The sequence below is a fragment of the Aurantibacter sp. genome, from assembly GCF_039941195.1.
Taxonomy (GTDB): Bacteria; Bacteroidota; Bacteroidia; order Flavobacteriales; family Flavobacteriaceae; genus Aurantibacter_A.
This window is the reverse complement of the sequence record NZ_JBDVFA010000013.1, coordinates 64,657-82,341: the sequence shown is the minus strand read 5'-3', so window position 1 is coordinate 82,341 and position 17,685 is coordinate 64,657. Positions and strand designations below refer to the sequence as shown.

General features: G+C 34.8%; 13 protein-coding genes and 1 tRNA gene. 7 read left to right on the top strand and 7 right to left on the bottom strand.

Annotated features, from left to right (window positions below):
• A partial coding sequence (gene polA / locus ABJF52_RS02595) for a DNA polymerase I (protein WP_348145864.1) occupies window positions 1-2,138 on the bottom strand: 2,138 nt, incomplete at its 3' end.
• Between the two features lie 18 nt (window positions 2,139-2,156).
• On the bottom strand, window positions 2,157-3,152 hold the full coding sequence (locus tag ABJF52_RS02590) for a N(4)-(beta-N-acetylglucosaminyl)-L-asparaginase (RefSeq protein ID WP_348145861.1): 996 nt from the start codon (window positions 3,150-3,152) through the stop codon (window positions 2,157-2,159).
• On the opposite strand from ABJF52_RS02590, the gene ABJF52_RS02585 reads away from it, so the two are divergent.
• The 3 genes from ABJF52_RS02585 (at window position 3,151) to ABJF52_RS02575 (ending at window position 5,595) form a co-directional block, all read left to right on the top strand.
• On the top strand, window positions 3,151-3,918 hold the full coding sequence (locus tag ABJF52_RS02585) for a copper homeostasis protein CutC (RefSeq protein ID WP_348145858.1): 768 nt from the start codon (window positions 3,151-3,153) through the stop codon (window positions 3,916-3,918). The genes ABJF52_RS02590 and ABJF52_RS02585 overlap by 2 nt on opposite strands.
• A 57-nt stretch (window positions 3,919-3,975) precedes the next feature.
• Window positions 3,976-5,205 (top strand): metallophosphoesterase, encoded by a 1,230-nt coding sequence (locus tag ABJF52_RS02580; protein WP_348145855.1) that lies wholly within the window; start codon window positions 3,976-3,978, stop codon window positions 5,203-5,205.
• Window positions 5,206-5,298: 93 nt separating this feature from the next.
• Window positions 5,299-5,595 carry a thioredoxin family protein gene (locus tag ABJF52_RS02575; protein WP_153757627.1) on the top strand — a complete coding sequence of 99 codons (297 nt, stop codon included), beginning with the start codon at window positions 5,299-5,301 and terminating at the stop codon, window positions 5,593-5,595.
• Window positions 5,596-5,717: 122 nt separating this feature from the next.
• Here ABJF52_RS02575 and ABJF52_RS02570 read toward each other — a convergent pair whose 3' ends face one another.
• A complete protein-coding gene (locus tag ABJF52_RS02570; RefSeq protein ID WP_348145852.1) occupies window positions 5,718-9,068 on the bottom strand; it encodes a DUF2723 domain-containing protein in 3,351 nt (1,116 codons plus the stop codon).
• A 170-nt stretch (window positions 9,069-9,238) separates the two neighbouring features.
• Here ABJF52_RS02570 and ABJF52_RS02565 point away from each other — a divergent pair.
• A tRNA-Gln gene (locus tag ABJF52_RS02565) sits at window positions 9,239-9,310 on the top strand.
• Window positions 9,311-9,383: 73 nt separating this feature from the next.
• Here the strand turns inward: ABJF52_RS02565 and ABJF52_RS02560 are convergent.
• Genes ABJF52_RS02560 through ABJF52_RS02550 form a run of 3 tightly spaced genes read right to left on the bottom strand, consistent with a single transcriptional unit; the run spans window position 9,384 to window position 12,306 of the window.
• Window positions 9,384-9,845 (bottom strand): RNA methyltransferase, encoded by a 462-nt coding sequence (locus ABJF52_RS02560; protein WP_348145849.1) that lies wholly within the window; start codon window positions 9,843-9,845, stop codon window positions 9,384-9,386.
• A gap of 34 nt (window positions 9,846-9,879) precedes the next feature.
• Window positions 9,880-10,944 carry a hypothetical protein gene (locus tag ABJF52_RS02555; protein ID WP_348145846.1) on the bottom strand — a complete coding sequence of 355 codons (1,065 nt, stop codon included), beginning with the start codon at window positions 10,942-10,944 and terminating at the stop codon, window positions 9,880-9,882.
• Between the two features lie 30 nt (window positions 10,945-10,974).
• The gene (locus tag ABJF52_RS02550) at window positions 10,975-12,306 is read right to left on the bottom strand and encodes a cation:proton antiporter (RefSeq protein WP_348145843.1); all 1,332 of its coding nucleotides are present in this window, start codon (window positions 12,304-12,306) and stop codon (window positions 10,975-10,977) included.
• 226 nt (window positions 12,307-12,532) lie between these two features.
• On the opposite strand from ABJF52_RS02550, the gene rimP reads away from it, so the two are divergent.
• Genes rimP through infB form a run of 3 tightly spaced genes read left to right on the top strand, consistent with a single transcriptional unit; the run spans window position 12,533 to window position 17,060 of the window.
• Window positions 12,533-12,994, top strand: coding sequence for a ribosome assembly cofactor RimP (gene rimP, locus ABJF52_RS02545; RefSeq protein ID WP_348145840.1), 462 nt, complete (start codon window positions 12,533-12,535; stop codon window positions 12,992-12,994).
• Between the two features lie 12 nt (window positions 12,995-13,006).
• Window positions 13,007-14,239 carry a transcription termination factor NusA gene (nusA, locus tag ABJF52_RS02540; RefSeq protein WP_348145837.1) on the top strand — a complete coding sequence of 411 codons (1,233 nt, stop codon included), beginning with the start codon at window positions 13,007-13,009 and terminating at the stop codon, window positions 14,237-14,239.
• A 40-nt stretch (window positions 14,240-14,279) separates the two neighbouring features.
• Window positions 14,280-17,060, top strand: coding sequence for a translation initiation factor IF-2 (gene infB / locus ABJF52_RS02535; RefSeq protein WP_348145835.1), 2,781 nt, complete (start codon window positions 14,280-14,282; stop codon window positions 17,058-17,060).
• Window positions 17,061-17,103: 43 nt separating this feature from the next.
• On the opposite strand, the gene ABJF52_RS02530 is transcribed toward infB, so the two are convergent.
• Window positions 17,104-17,475 carry an SPOR domain-containing protein gene (locus ABJF52_RS02530; protein ID WP_348145832.1) on the bottom strand — a complete coding sequence of 124 codons (372 nt, stop codon included), beginning with the start codon at window positions 17,473-17,475 and terminating at the stop codon, window positions 17,104-17,106.
• Between the last annotated feature and the right edge of the window lie 210 nt (window positions 17,476-17,685).

The following is a 17,685-nucleotide window of genomic DNA, read 5'->3' as shown; positions in this document are numbered from 1 at the left end:
TCATCTCTTGGTATAAATGCTTTACGTACTTGTCTTCCTCTTTCGGTTCTTATGGGTATATTTTGTAGGTTTGGGTCGTTACTGGCTAAACGACCAGTAGCGGCTACTGTTTGCATATAATTGGTATGTACTCTTCCTGTGCTAGGTTCTACTTGTAAAGGTAAGGCGTCAACATAAGTACTTTTTAATTTTGCAAGTCCCCTATATTCCAAAACATTCTGAATTATTTCATGGTCTTTTGCTAGATATGAAAGTACATCTTCAGCAGTTGAAAATTGACCAGTTTTAGTTTTCTTAGGCTTGTCTACCAGCTTTAATTTATTGAATAATATTTCACCTAACTGTTTTGGGGAAGCGATATTGAATTCCTCATCAGCGGCTTCATATATTTTGGCTTCTAGATTTTTAATATCCGTTTCTAAATCGTTGGCAAGTGAATTTAAAAATGAAATGTCAAGATTAATACCTTCTAATTCCATGTCAGAAAGTACACGTAATAATGGAATTTCAATATCATTGAATAGCTTCTCATTCTTAGCTTCAGCTAATTCAGGTTTAAAATGTTGCGCTAATTGGTAGGTGATGTCGGCGTCTTCAACGGCATATTCTGTTATTTTTTCTAACGGAACATCTCGCATTGATAACTGGTTTTTTCCTTTTTTTCCGATTAACGCAGTTATGGATACGGGAGTGTAGTTGAGGTAAGTTTCGGCTAAAACATCCATATTATGCCGCATATCCGCATTAATTAAGTAATGTGCCAACATGGTGTCGAAAAGTCCGCCTTTAACTTCAATAGCATACTTTTTAAGAACCTTAATATCGTACTTTAAGTTTTGTCCTATTTTTTCTATTTTTTCAGACTCGAAAAAGGGGCGCAATAATTCTATTAATGCTTGTGACTCCTCTTTATTTTCAGGAAAAGGCACGTAAAATCCTTTGCCTATTTCCCAAGAAAATGCAATTCCTACTAAATCGGCTGTAATGGGATTAAGTCCGGTAGTTTCGGTGTCAAAACATACTGAAGTTTGTTTCATTAAATTTTGAACAAACAATTTCATAGCCATACCTTGCGAGATGCTTTGATATACATGCGAAGTGTCAGAAATGGTTTTACGTCCATTTTCAATGGTCGGAGCATCACTATCAGGGTCACCACCAAAAAGAGAAAACTGACCTGCGCCAGCAGCGCTAGGTTTTCTTGCTTCGGTTTTTGGTTTACTTTGATTGGATGATTGTGAAGTCGCTTCTTGATTTGATGCAAAGGTTTTAATAAAATTATCTAGCAGTCTTCTAAATTCAAGTTCTTGAAAAATTTCTGTAACAGCGGGTACATCTGGATCACACATTTCAAAATCTTTTTCATCGAATTCTACTGGAACATCTAATAGTATTTTGGCGAGTTCTTTTGAAAGTATTCCAAGTTCAGCATTGGCTTCTACTTTTTCTTTCATTTTACCTTTTAGCTCGTGTGTATTTGCTAAAAGACCCTCCATGCTTCCATAGGCTGCTAAGAACTTTTTCGCTGTTTTATCACCAACTCCTGGTAATCCAGGAATATTGTCTACAGAATCTCCCATCATTCCTAAATAGTCAATTACTTGTTCAGGACGTTCAATTTCAAATTTCTTCTGTACTTCAGGTATGCCCCAAGTTTCATAGCCACCGCCAAACATTGGGCGATACATAAAAATATTCTCACTTACTAATTGGGCAAAATCCTTATCTGGTGTAACCATAAAAGTTTTGTAACCTTCTTTTTCAGCTTTTTTTGCAAGCGTACCTATAATGTCATCTGCTTCATACCCTTCTTTAACAATGACAGGAATGTTCATTGCTTTAAGAATGTTTTCGATATAAGGAATAGCAATTTTAATACCATCTGGGGTTTCATCTCTATTGGCTTTATATGCTTCAAACATTTCAACTCTTGATACACTTCCACCTTTGTCAAAACAAACAGCTAAATGATCGGGGCGTTCTCTTTTTATGACATCAAGCAAAGAATTGGTAAATCCTAAGATTGCTGAGGTGTCCATGCCTTTAGAATTGATACGTGGATTCTTTATAAATGCATAATAACCACGAAAAATAAGAGCGTAGGCATCGAGTAGAAAAAGTCTTTTTTGATCTGACATTGTAATGATTTGTATTTTTTAAGCTTTAATAAACGATTCGGCAGGATGATTAATTTGTCCTTCTTCGGTATACTGACTATATGAGAACCCAGGGTGAACGCAATAGCCACCTGTCTCCCCATTTTTATTAATTGCTAAAAAGCCAATTTGAAAATCTTTACGGCCTTTGTTTTTTTGCATAATTCTTTTTACTCCTTCCTCACAGGCTTCTTGTGGTGATTTTCCTTGACGCATTAATTCAACAATTAAAAAACTACCTACTGTACGTACTACCTCTTCACCAACCCCGGTTGCAGTCGCTCCGCCTATTTCATTATCGACAAATAATCCGGCACCAATTATAGGAGAGTCTCCAACACGACCTGCATATTTGTAACCCATACCACTAGTGGTGCAACCGCCAGCTATATCTCCATTTTTATCTATAGCCAACATGCCAATAGTGTCGTGGTTTTCGATATTTATAATAGTTTCGTATTTCGAAGTTTTTTTCCATTCCAGCCATTCTTTTTTCGATTGCTCAGTTAATAGATTTGTCTTATTAAATCCTTGTTCATAAGCAAATTGTTCAGCACCTTTACCTGCTAACATTACATGCGGAGTTTCTTCCATGACTTTTCTAGCAACTGAAATAGGGTGCGCTATATTTTGCATGCATAACACGGCTCCACAATTACTTTCTTTGTCCATAATACAGGCGTCTAGAGTAACATTGCCATCGCGATCAGGTCTTCCGCCAACGCCTACTGTTTGATTGTTGGTGTCCGCTTCTTCAATCATTACTCCTTGTTCTACAGCATCTAAAGCATTACCACCCATATTAAGTACTTTCCATGCCTTAGCTGTGGCCTTGTGAAAATTCCAAGTGCAAACTACTATTGGTTTTATTATTTTGACTTTGTCATTTAATAAAGTTGAATCTTTTGGTTTTTCTTGACAAGAGGCTAAAAGGGGAGTAGAAAATACTCCTGCAGTACCAATTGACGATTTTTTTAAAAATTTTCTTCTTTTCATGACCTATATCTGGTTACTTTTAAGACCGCTAAATATAATGAATATGATTGTAGAAGTTTGTGCTAATACATTGGAATCTGCCGTGAATGCCGAAAAGGCTGGGGCAGACCGAATTGAACTTTGTTCGGAGCTTGCAGTGGGTGGAATTACACCATCATATGGGATTTTAAAGGCGGTAATTGATAAAATATCTATTCCTGTTCGTGTATTGGTACGTCCCCGAAGTGGTAATTTTACATATTCTGATTACGAATTTCAAATTATGAAGGAAAACATAAAACTATGTAAAGAGTTTGGATATGATGGTGTGGTTTTAGGAATGTTAGATGCTGATTTTGCTTTGGATGAAAAAAGACTTGATGCGTTGAGTTTGTTGTGTGATGATTTGAAAATAACGTTTCACCGGGCTTTTGATTGGGTGAGCAATCCTATGCAAGCATTAGACTGGATTGATAATTCAATAATAGATACGATATTGACTTCTGGTCAAGAAAAAAAAGCGGTTGATGGTATTAGTTTGCTTACTAAATTAAATAAGACTTCTAATAAAACTATGATTATGCCAGGGTCTGGTATTGATTTTAAAAATGCACACTTGTTTAAAGAGCAAGGATTTAAAGCAATTCATTTATCAGCTGTGCAAATGGTTCAAAGGTTAAATGTCAATCCCAAAGTGGGAATGAATTCACCGCAAATGTTGTCAGATAGTTTTTTGCCAATATCTAATTTGGAAATGATTCAAGAGGTGGTCAAATCAGTTAAATAATACCAAAATCCAATAATTGGGGAGTTTTAATAAAATACCTTTGTAAAAAATGTAGCAATGTTTAGATGGTTGTTTTTTATCGCAATATATTTTTTGTTGGGTTTTTATATGCTTCAGGCTTTAAAAACTGCAACAAAATCGCAATGGGTATATTATGGAGTTGCAGCAGTTTCCATATTGGTGCTTGCTAATTTTATTTATCAGTGGACTTTTGGCGCTTCTGAAGGTCGTGTTTTGAGTAGGCCGATGAGCTATGCCGCAGGCTTACTTTTAGCTGTAATTGCATTTAAATTGGTTAGTATTCTTTTTCTTTTTTCTGAGGATGTTTTTCGTTTTTTAGCTGCTAGTTACCAGAAATTAGTAGGCACTTCTAACGAATTTAGTCTTCCATCGCGTCGTCGATTTTTGAGTATAATTGGGTTAGGTATTGCCGCATTGCCTTTTGGTGCATTGCTCTATGGTATGTATAAAGGTAAATACAATTTTAAAGTGTTGAAGTATGATTTGGCATTTGATGATTTACCTGAAGAATTTGATGGTTATCAAATCACTCAAATATCAGATGTTCATAGTGGTAGTTTTGATAATCATGATAAAATAGCTTATGCCATAGATTTAATAAATAAACAAAAAAGTGATGTGCTTTTTTTTACCGGTGATATGGTAAATAATAAGGCTTCTGAAATGAAACCTTGGGCGAATCTTTTTGCTAAGTTAGAGGCCAAAGATGGGAAGTATTCTATTTTAGGAAATCATGATTACGGAGATTATGTAGATTGGCCATCACCGCAAGAAAAAGCTCAAAACTTAGAAGATTTAAAGATTCTTCAAAAGGAAATAGGTTTTGATTTGATATTAAATGATAGTAGATATCTCGAAAAGAATGGAGCTAAGATTGCTTTAGTGGGTGTTGAGAATTGGGGAAGAGGAGGATTTAAAAAAGCAGGTGATCTTAAAAAAGCTGTAAGTAAAATTAATTTCGATGACTTTAAAATTCTCCTAAGTCATGATCCGTCACACTGGGAAGATGTTGTTGTTGATGATGATTTGCATTATCACTTAACCTTAAGTGGGCATACGCATGGAATGCAATTCGGAATAGAAATACCAGGTTGGGTTAAGTGGAGTCCTGTAAAGTGGCGGTATAAATATTGGGCAGGTATTTACGAACAAATGGGGCAATACATAAATGTAAATAGGGGCTTTGGATTCTTAGGTTATCCTGGTAGAGTAGGTATATGGCCTGAAATTACGGTGATAACATTAAAAAAGAAATCATTAACATGATTTTAACTACGTTATAGGGCTACAAAAGCCTTAACGAATATACTCTTTTAACATTTTTCATTACTTTTGAATAGTAACTCAATGTTTTAAATTATGTCAAAATTCGGTGAACTTATAGATTTAAAGGTTCCAGTTTTGTTGGATTTTTACGCAGAATGGAATGAACAATCTACATCAATGCATCCTGTATTAAAGGATGTAGCTGCTGCTTTGGGTGACAAAGGTAAGGTCATCAAAATAGATGTTGATAAAAACAAAGAGCTTTCACAAGCACTACGGGTGAAAGGATTGCCTACTTTAATGATTTATAAAAAAGGTGAAATGGTTTGGCGCCAAAGCGGTGAACAAGACGCTAATACATTAATTGGCATTTTAAACGAATACGTTTAATACTGCTTTTTTTTCAAGTACTATAAAAAGGTATCTAAAACTGATTTATTAGTTTGGCATTAATCCATTGTCTTAGATTTCTTCAAGTTCTATCCGAAAGACAATAAATAGTTAGTATTTCTTTAATTACCTCCTATAGCTAAAACAGTGTCTTTAGTTTGTGTTCCGTCGTTAGCAATTGTATCCGGTACCGGCATGGTGTCTGTCATATCTGGATTAGTACTACCTGTTGGCTGTAATTCCTCTTCTTCTAAAATATTATCCTTATAGAAATGTTCGAATTTGTCAATATATTCATTGAATATCAATGTTTCTTTTTCGGCCATTTCGCGATCGTTATTATTAATTAGAATGTCAATTACTCTGCGATAGGCTGACATGTCGTCAATAATTTCGTCAATATTCTCGTACTGCTCGTCAATCGTCATTCCGTCATAATATTCTAAACGTTCTTGATAAATGATTTTTAACTTATCGAAAAGAGCTCTTGCTTTAGTAGTTTCACCAACTTTAAAGTAACCATCTACAAAAGGTTCTACAAAAGTGTAATATGCAAAATACTCTACAGGTAAATTTTTAATAGACATTTCAATTATTTCTTTGGCTTTGTCTATTTTTTCTTCTTTAATAAGTGCTTCTGTTAAGCGAGCAAGATTACTACGATACGAAATGCCTTGAATTCTCGTCTGTGTGTCATGGTAAATTTCATCACTCCCAGAATTTCCCCAATCCCATTTTTTTACTATATCATACATTAAATCGGTGTCAATACGACCCATGTCAAAAGCATTTTTACGCTCTGTTTTAATCGGTACCAATTTGTATGTTAAGCCATCGAGTTGCAGGTAGTCTTTCATCCAAATATATTCTGCATCATCAAAACTACCACCAGAAAAATACAGTGGTCTTTTCCAATCATTGTTTGCTACAATGTCGAGCATCATCATACTTTTTTTAGTGATGGCGCTTTGCGATATATCAATATCTATATAGTCAACGATTAAAGCAGAGTCTTTTTCTTTTACAAGTCCGCTTTCTAATACATTCTTTTTGTTTACTGGAATTCTAATTTTATGTGTTGGGTAGTAGACAGTGTTTAAAAAACTTTCTGGGTAATCAGATAAGTCAGCATTTCTTTGAGTAAGAATATGTCTTAATTTTGTTTGTGGTTTGTCACTATCCACCCAATTGATAAAGTCTTGTATTGGCCATCTATTCTCTGTTGCCTTTTGGTGGTAAAGAACATCACGATTTCCATAACGATATTTTATGTGCTCAATCTGAGAAGGTATAGCAGGGCTTTCATATGCCTTTTGTTTCATTTGGTCTATGTACCAATCCGTTTCAAAAAGGCTAGTACATACAATGCGTACATCGGTTCGGTAGCCTTCTACTTCTTGTACATACCAAGTTGGGAAGGTGTCATTATCACCAATAGTAAATAATATTGATCCTGCATCTTCTTTACATGAGTCTAAATAGGCTTTTGCAGATGCATTTGCAGTAAAACGATTAGATCTGTCATGATCATCCCAGTTTTGAAAGGCCATTAAAAATGGAACTGCTAAAAGACATAAAACAGTTGCTGCCGGAGCAAGTATTTTAGGTGCTATCCATTTTTTAAAATCATGGAATAACCCATAAACTCCAATACCAATCCATAAGGCGAAAACGTAAAATGAGCCTACTAAAGAATAGTCGCGTTCACGAGGTTGAAAAATATATGGATTTGTGTAAAATTGAATGGCTAATCCTGTAAATAGGAAAAATATTAAAAGTACCCAGAACTGTTTTGGATTTTTTGATATTTGAAAAATTAAACCGTAAATACCAAGTAAAAGCGGCAAAAAGAAATAGGTGTTTCTGCCTTTATTATTTTCTACTTCGGCAGGTAAATTTTCTTGACTGCCTAAGCGTGGGCTGTCAATAAAATTAAATCCGCTTAGCCATTCACCATTACCATTATATCTCCCTTGAATGTCGTTTTGTTTTCCGGTAAAATTCCACATAAAATAACGCCAGTACATATAGCCCCATTGAAATTGAACCATGTACTTAATATTGTCCCATACTGAGGGTGGTTGAACTTCTATGTAGTCGCTGAATCTATTTAAGAACCCAATGTATTGCTCAGCATCTATTTCGCCATTGGCAAAACCTTCCTTTACTTGTCTTACAGCTCGTGCTAATTCTTCATTAGATTGAGTCATTTTAAAATCAAGCGGACCGAAATACTGCATGTAGTTTTTGGCATGTTGACTACTCCATAATCGAGGTAGTAGGCCTACGTGATCAGGGTCGGGACCTTGATCTGCGTTGATATAGTCGTTTACAATTATGTATTTTCCTTGAACTTCGTCTTTCTCGTACTTGGGTTTAACATCTTGGTTTTTGCCTGCTGGGGCAAACATATTGGAGTAATATGTACCATAAACTGGGCTGTCGACACCAGGGTATTGGTCTCTATTGTAGTAAGCCAGTAAAGCTCTAGCATCTTCAGGATTATTTTCATTAATAACTACTTTGGCATTCGCACGTATCGGTAGCATTATCCATGAAGAAAAGCCAAGAAATAAAAACATTAAACACAGAACGATTGTGTTTGCTGTTCTGTAGTTGTTTTTACGGGTATAATTTAATCCAAAATAAAAGGCAGCGATAAATAAAATTCCAATGATTATTGAACCAGAATTAAAAGGAAGGCCGATGCTATTCACGAAAAACAATTCACCCCAACCAAAAAATTGTAACACATAGGTTAGTGAAAATTTATAGACTAACATTAGTATTGCAATCACTGCGATATTGGCTAATAAAAAGTTTTTAACGGTTGTAGTTTTATATTTCTTAAAATAATATAGGAGACCTATAGATGGAATGGCTAAAAAGCCCATGAATTGCACGCCAAAGGTTAATCCAACAACGAATGAAATTAAAATAAGCCATTTATTCCCGCGAGGATCATCAATATTATCTACCCATTTTAAACCTAGCCATAGCAATAATGCCATAATTAGACTCGCACTAGCATAAACCTCTGTTTCAACAGCATTAAACCAAAAACTATCTGAAAAGGTAAAGGCTAAAGATCCAACTATGCCACTGCCTAAAATAGCAATGGCTTTAGCGTTGTTAATAGTTTCGCTTTTCGTTATTAATTTTCGTGTTAAATTGGTGATGGTCCAAAACATGAAAAGAATAGTAAAAGCACTAGATACACCAGAAACATAATTTACCATTCTTGCTACCTGGCTCGGTTCAAATGCGAACATGGCAAAAAATGCCCCAATCATTTGCAGTAAAGGTGCACCTGGTGGGTGGCCAACTTGTAGTTTTGCTGAAGTAGCAATATACTCTCCCGCATCCCAAAAACTATTGGTAGGTTCAACGGTTATTGCATATATAATAAGGGCTATAAAAAAAACGACCCACCCTAAGATGCGGTCCCACTTTTCAAAATCTTTTGAAAACATACTATGAATAAGGTTTATCGTCGGCACGAATTTAGTAATAAATATAAATATGAGTAGTTATATTTTATAAAGCTTTAACAAGTACTCGCAGTTATTTTTTCGAGTATTGTCTTAAAAAATGTTTGTGCAAACCAAACTTTGTTTTAAATTTGCACGCTCTAACAAAGTATTGGCCCATGGTGTAATTGGCAACACTCCGGTTTTTGGTACCGTCATTCAAGGTTCGAGTCCTTGTGGGCCAACAGAGTTGAAGAAGAATCCTGATGTTTTTTAACATTGGGATTTTTTTGTTTTTATATCTTTTAGTCAGTGATGTTATTGCATTGGCTTGTTTCTGCTTCTGTCATAAAGAACAATGCTTCCTGCTACCGCAACATTTAGACTAAATTCAGAATCAAATTGCACTAAAAAATGGGAGCGTTCAATGGCTTCAACAGTCAGCCCATTATCTTCTGCTCCTAATAGATAAACACAGCGTTTGGGGTGTGCGAAATTTTCTAAACTTTCAGCACTAGCTGTTTTTTCAATTCCTACTACCCTTACACCTTTTGGTAAGTGCTCAAAAAAGGATTTAAAGTCTTTGTAGTGGTAGTAAGGTAATGATTTTACTGCATTATGTGTATCACATGCTTGGTTCGCATATCTTTTGCCAATTGTAAAGATGAAACTTGCACCTAAATTTTGAGCAGTACGCCATAAGACTCCTAAATTCTCTGGTGTTTTTCCATTTTGTATTCCTATGCCAAAGAAACTAGTGGTAAAATTGTCTGGTTGCATTAAGTGTGAGATTATCTATAAAATTAAAAAAGAACTAGTTATCGCAGATAGGTATAGTAAAAGTGCCATTTATATAGTTGTTATCATCCAACTTACCTGCTATTTTTCCAGTAATAAATTTGTTGTTATTGTCAATTTCAATACTCACTTTGCCATCAATTATAGTTTGTGTGTTTATAGTTGTCTCCTTGGTGTCTTTTTGTTTTTTGTAAATAGTTAAAATGCAATCAGAATATGCTAAGTTGTAGTCCCCTGCATTTCTTAATTGAAGTTGGTAATAATCATTATTTATATTTTTTTCGCAGTCATTTTCCACTTCAAGATTAGTTAATTGTATAAGGTATTTATACTTACCTGCAAACCATCCTTTTTCGGCTTTACCACTATGAAATTTCCAATTACGACCTTCTATTTTACCATTTGCGGGGCTTTTTTTATAGGTAAGGGATGTTTCGCCTACAGCGGATTTGATAAGATTATCTAAATTTTCTTGTTGTTTGAATTTTTTGGAAGTACTTGTAATGGCTGATTCTAAATTATTTATTATCTGATTTGTATAAATTATTGCTTTGCTTTGTTGAATTCCAACGGGCCAAAACTTGATTCCATCATCCGTTATTTTTATCTCCATTTCATGATTAATACTAAATGTAGTTTCGGACTTTTCGTTAGAAAAGTGATATGTTAATTTGTTCTTGTCTTTAATGTAGATGCCGTTTTCTGCAAATGTGCTGAAACTTGGAAGCATACCAATATCAAACATAATACGTGCAGTACCGGTAGGTAGTTTAAAGTCCAAGTTTTTAAAAATTTTTATGTTTTGCTCCCTAAATTGATAATAGCTTCCGTTTTTTAATTCTATAATTAATTCAGCTAAGGCCTTAGCCATAGTAGGTGTTCTAGTAGAATCTTTAATAAGGAAATTAGCAATTGTGTTAGAATCTTTATTATGTAGAGCTATTTGCATTTTTTTCATTAATGCAATAGGTGAGGTTATTTTGTTTTTGTCATCAATAGGCCTTGCTGCTGATTGATTATTCTTAAAATTACATGAAGTTAGCACTGTGAGGAGCAAAATAAAAACAATATTTCGATTCATTTATTTGGGGATTATCTAGTATAAATTTTGTTAGTCCTCAGTGGTCTTAAATGAATCGTCTTCCTCTGGTGGTAGTTCCTCTTGGTATTCGCCTGTTTTGTTAAGCATGTCTTCTGCTTCGTTTCGTTCCATTACTTCCTCATCTATTTCATCTAGAAGGGTGTTCATTTTTCGTTTGTCTTTAATCATGGCCCATGTCATAACTAAGCTAGTTGCGATAATTACAAAAAGTAAAATACCAGATTCAAAAGTAGCTACTTGAGCTTCCTCGGGTATAGCATAAAACAAAAGAACCGTTATAAGACCTCTTGGTGCAATAAATAGTTGCGGGGTAATGTCTTTTCCAATAAATACTTTGAGGATTAGAAATCTAATAAGATAAATAGAAGCAATAATTAGTAAACTAACAAAAACAACAGTTAGATTAAATAGGGAGCTTAGAACGATGGTAATTCCAAAAATTACAAAGAAAAATGTTCGAACAACAAAGGCGGTTTCTAAAGTAATTATGTGTAGTTCATGATAAATCTGATGCATTTTTTCTTTCTCCAAAAAAATAGCTGTTTTACCTGGGAAGAATAATTTGACATTTGCAATGACAAGACCAAAAATCAAAATTATAATAAGTGATGATAAGTGCATTTTTTTACCAATAGCATATAATAATAGTAATACTGCAATTAATAAAAATTGCTTAGCTTGGCTTTTTATTCGCTGAAAAATTAATACAAGGGCATAACTAGCGATTATGGCTATAACAATTGTTAATACTATGTTGCCTGCAAATCCAGCTGCTCCAGAATCTGTTTCAGGGTTAAGGCCACCGGTTAAAAAGTAAAACATCATAATTCCCATAATGTCTGAGAAAGTACTTTCGTAAATGTGAAATTCTTTTTTGTTAGCGCTTAGACCGCTTACACTAGGTATGATTATTGCCGAGGAAAGAATGGATAAAGGGGTGGCGTATAACCAAGCTGCTTGCATAGTCATGCCTTCAATAAACTGATAAAGTATTAAGGCTGCAATCCAAGCTGAACCGATAAGTCCTACTAATGCGATAGCCATAGATTTTAGAATTGGAACTAATTTTTCTCTTTTTAACTCGAGTTCTAATGCAGCTTCAAGAACAATCATTATTAAGCCTACCGTACCAATTATTTCCAATGTACCTCTTAGGCTTTGTTCAAAATCTATAGCGTCACCCATAAAATACTTAAGCCCAAATTGAAGTATAATACCTAAAACAATAAGCATTAGAACTGACGGAATGTTTGTTTTTTTGGAAATGCCGTTAAACCAAAATGAGATAATTACAATGGCTGCGGCACCGATAATCATATTGTATGAAGAGAAAATTTCCATGGTCGGGTTTTTAGGAATCCTTAAAAAAGGATAGAAAACAAGTGTTAATATTACGAAAGTTAAAGCTTGTTATTTAATCTTTGATGATTTGCAAGAAAAAAATACGATAGAAACTTCAAACTAAGGTTGTAAGTAAAATCAAAAATTTATGTATATTTGTGCCACTGAAAGGATATCGAAGTATTCATGAGGGGACAATAAGTCCTCTTTTTTATTGCTAAATTTTATGCTGAAAGAACAGGTAAAAACGCTTTTAGATGGGGCTTTAAAAGAAGATGAATCATTATTTTTAATCGATTTTTCAATTGCTACCGACAATTCTATTAAGGTGGTTTTGGATGGTGATAATGGCATTTCATTAAAGGATTGTATGCGAGTTAGTAGAGCTATTGAGCATAATCTGGATCGTGAAGAAACCGATTTTTCTTTAGAAGTTACTTCGGCTGGGGCGGCATCACCGCTTGTTATGCCAAGGCAGTTTAGAAAAAATATCGGAAGAAAGTTAAAGGTTAGAACTAATGAAGATTCTTTCGAAGGAAATTTAACTGGAACCACTGAAAATGGAATCGTGCTTGAGTGGAAAGCTAGGGAGCCGAAGCCTATTGGAAAGGGAAAAGTGACAGTTCAGAAAAAACAAGAAATTGAGTTTTCTGAAATAAAAGAAGCTAAAGTTGTATTAAAATTTTAATTGTAATTACTGATGGAAAATATTGCATTGATTGAATCGTTCTCCGAATTCAAAGATGATAAATTCATTGATAGAGTAACGTTAATGGCTATTTTGGAGGAAGTCTTTAGAGGTGCCCTTAAGCGTAAGTTTGGTTCTGATGACAATTTTGATATCATAATAAACCCCGATAAAGGGGATTTAGAAATTTGGAGAAATAGAATCGTTGTAGAAAACGGTGAAGTTGAAGATCCTAATGAGGAAATTTCTTTAGCTGAGGCTCAAAAAATTGAGCCCGATTTTGAAGTTGGTGAAGATGTATCGGAAGAGGTTAAATTAATAGATTTAGGAAGAAGAGCTATTTTGGCATTGCGTCAAAATTTGATTTCTAAAATTCACGAACACGATAATACTACCATATATAAGCAATTTAAAGATCTTGAAGGAGAGATTTATACTGCTGAAGTACATCATATTAGACATAAAGCTATTATTTTGCTTGATGATGAAGGAAATGAAATTATCCTTCCAAAGGATAGACAAATACCTTCAGACTTTTTTAGAAAAGGTGATAACGTTAGAGGTATAATCGAAAGCGTTGAATTAAAAGGTAGTAAGCCTTCTATTATAATGTCAAGAGCGTCACCTAAATTTTTGGAACAATTGTTTTTTCAAGAAATTCCTGAGGTTTTCGATGGTTTAATTACCATTAAAAAAGCCGTTCGTATTCCTGGTGAAAAAGCCAAAGTTGCTGTTGATTCATATGATGATCGTATTGATCCAGTGGGTGCTTGTGTTGGAATGAAGGGTTCTCGTATTCATGGTATTGTTCGTGAATTAGGTAATGAAAATATAGATGTTATTAACTGGACTAGTAATCCTCAGTTGTTAGTGACAAGAGCTTTGAGTCCAGCAAGAGTTTCGTCTGTGAAATTGAACGATGAAAAAATGACGGCTCAGGTGTATTTAAAACCTGAAGAAGTTTCTAAAGCAATAGGTAGAGGTGGTCATAACATTCGTTTAGCTGGCAAACTTACTGGTTATGAAATCGATGTGTTTAGAGAGGGTGTTGAGGAAGATGTTGAATTAACTGAATTCTCTGATGAAATAGATGCTTGGATTATTGAAGAATTCAAGAAAATTGGTATGGATACAGCTAGAAGTGTTTTAGAGCAAGATGTGTCTGATTTAGTAAAGCGTACCGATTTAGAAGAAGAGACAATTTCAGAAGTTGTAAGAATACTAAAAGAAGAATTGGAAGAATAGCTATATATTAGCGAAAAATTGCAGAAAAGTAATATCATTTATGGCAGGAAATGCAACGATAAGACTTAATAAGGTCCTTAGGGAGCTTAATATTTCATTGGACCGGGCGGTAGATTATTTAGCGTCTAAAGGTCATGATGTGGAGGCAAGGCCTACCACAAAAATATCCAATGAAATATATCAAGTGCTCCAAGATGAGTTTCAGACTGATATGAGCAAGAAAGTTGCATCTAAAGAAGTCGGCGAAGAGAAACGGAAAGAGAAAGAAGCAATACGTGTTCGTGCAGAACAAGAGCAAGAGGAGCGAAGAGTAGCTCGTGAGAGAAGATCTTCTGCAAATGAGGTTGTTAAGGCTAAGGTAGAATTGTCTGGTCCTAAAACTGTTGGCAAAATTGATCTTGATGGGAAAAAGGCTAAGAAGCCAGAACCGGAAAAAATAGAGAAACCTGTAATTGAGGATCCTAAACCAGTTGAAAAGGTAAAGATAGAGGAGGTTAAAATTGAGGCACCGAAATTAAAAGGTCCAAAAATTATATCCCAAAAAATTGAGACTCCTGAAGTTAAAAAGGAAGTTGTAGAAGCTAAGGCTGAGAAAGAAGTAAAGGAAGTAAAGAAAGAAGAGACTAAGCCAGAAACACCAGCAGAAGTTGATCCTAGAAATGCCGAGAAAATAAAAACTCAGTATAAAAAACTTTCGGGACCAAAAATTACTGGCGATAAGATAAATCTTGATCAGTTTAAAAAACCTGAGAAGAAAAAGCCAGCACCTAAATCCTCTGATAACAACGATCGCAAAAAGCGTAGAAGACGTATTGTTAGTAATACTGGCGGAGGCGGCGGTGGTAGAAAAGATAATTCTTTTGCAGCGAGAAAAGCGGCAGCAGGTAACAAACGTTTTAATACACCGAAAGTAGAGCCTACAGAGGAGGATGTGCAAAAACAAGTACGTGAAACTCTAGAGAAACTTCAAGGAAAATCTAAGAAGGGCAAGGGTGCTAAATATAGAAGAAGCAAGCGTGATCAACACCGTGAGCAGACTGAAAAAGATTTAGAACAACAAGAATTAGAAAGTAAAATTTTAAAAGTAACTGAATTTGTAACTGCAAGTGAAGTTGCTACAATGATGGATGTTTCTACAACGCAGATTATCTCTGCTTGTATGTCTTTAGGTATCATGGTTACCATGAACCAAAGATTGGATGCTGAAACATTATCTATTGTTGCTGAAGAATTTGGCTATGAGGTTGAGTTTGTCACTTCAGACATTGAAGAGGCAATTGTAGAGGAAGTTGATGCGGCTGAAGATTTGAAGCCACGTGCTCCGATTGTAACAGTAATGGGACATGTTGATCATGGTAAAACATCATTATTGGATTATGTTCGTGAAGCAAATGTAATTGCAGGTGAAAGTGGAGGTATTACGCAGCATATTGGTGCGTATGGTGTTCAATTAGAAGGAGGGCAGAAAATTACATTTTTAGATACTCCTGGTCACGAAGCCTTTACGGCTATGCGTGCGAGAGGTGCACAGGTTACTGATATTGCTGTTATTGTAATTGCTGCGGATGATGATATAATGCCGCAAACAAAAGAAGCTATTAGTCACGCGCAAGCTGCTGGAGTTCCGATTGTATTTGCTATTAATAAGATAGATAGACCAGCTGCAAATCCTGATAAGATTAAAGAAGGTTTAGCTCAGATGAATCTATTAGTTGAAGATTGGGGTGGTAAAATTCAATCACATGATATTTCAGCTAAAACAGGCGATGGTGTTAAGGAATTATTAGAAAAAGTTCTTTTAGAGGCTGAATTGTTAGAGCTTAAAGCAAATCCGGATAGAATGTCATCCGGTACTGTTGTTGAAGCATTTTTGGATAAAGGTCGTGGTTATGTATCTACGATTTTAGTGCAAAATGGTACATTAAAAATTGGTGATTATGTATTAGCTGGCACACATAGTGGTAAAGTTAAGGCAATGCATGATGAGCGCGGTAAAGAAGTGCAATCTGCAGGACCAGCAACTCCGATTTCAATATTAGGTTTAGATGGTGCTCCACAGGCAGGTGATCGTTTTAATGTAATGGATGATGAGAGAGAGGCTAAGCAAATTGCAACAAAGCGCTCTCAATTGCAACGTGAGCAATCAGTACGTACGCAACGTCATATAACACTAGACGAAATTGGTCGTAGAATTGCCTTAGGTGACTTTAAAGAACTTAATATTATCTTGAAGGGTGATGTGGATGGTTCTGTTGAAGCATTAACAGATTCATTCCAAAAACTATCAACTGCAGAAATACAGGTAAATATTATTCACAAAGGTGTGGGTGCTATTACAGAATCTGATGTATTATTAGCTTCTGCTTCTGATGCTATTGTTATCGGGTTTAATGTAAGACCAATGGGTAATGCAAGGGATATTGCTGATAAGGAAGAAATCGATATCAGAATGTACTCAATTATTTATGATGCCATAAATGACTTGAAAGATGCAATGGAGGGTATGCTTTCACCAGAAATTAAAGAAGAGATTACTGGTAATGCTGAAATTCGTGAAACATTCAAAATTTCTAAGGTTGGAACTATTGCAGGATGTATGGTAACTTCTGGTAAGATATTTAGAAATGGAGGAATACGATTAATTCGTGATGGAGTTGTAGTTTATACTGGTGAATTAGCTTCTTTAAAACGATTTAAAGATGATGCCAAGGAGGTTGCTAAAGGGTATGATTGTGGTTTGCAAATTAAAAACTACAATGATATTAAAGAAGGTGATATTGTTGAATGCTTCCAGGAAGTTGCAGTGAAAAAGAAATTGTAGGAATAGTGTAATAATTAAATATAATAAAGCAAAAAAAAATCGTCTAATTAGACGATTTTTTTGGTTTTAATAACATAGCATCTGGATATTTTGCCCGTACCTCAATAAATTTTCGTTCGGCATCTAGTTTGTTTTTAAATCTACCAACACGTACTCTATAGGTTGGGGAGTCAAAGTCAATTTTACTATACAAATTAGGAAAATCTACTTCTACTTCAGACTTAATTCTGGTCGCCTTTGCATGTGATCCGAAACCAACTTGTATACGATAATATTCAGAACTAGAGTTTGCAGTTTTGTATTGAGTTAGTAATTTATCTAGTTTTTGATCTTGAACAATGTTCACTTTACCCGTCTGCGCATAGGTTGTGCCAAGGGTTCCAAATAGGATTGCTGTATATAAAAGTATTTTCATTTGTGCTATTATGTTGATTTTTAATCGCTTGAACAAAGGTAATTTTTTCGAGTTTAATCCACGTGAATTAATATTATTTAGATTAATTATAAATTGTAAATTATAAATAACTTAACATTTTCCAAATAAAGTCTATGTTGTATTTTTGCCTTCAATTTAAGGGTAGATATTTAAACTAAGCTCCAGAGAATGTACTTAACGAAAATATCA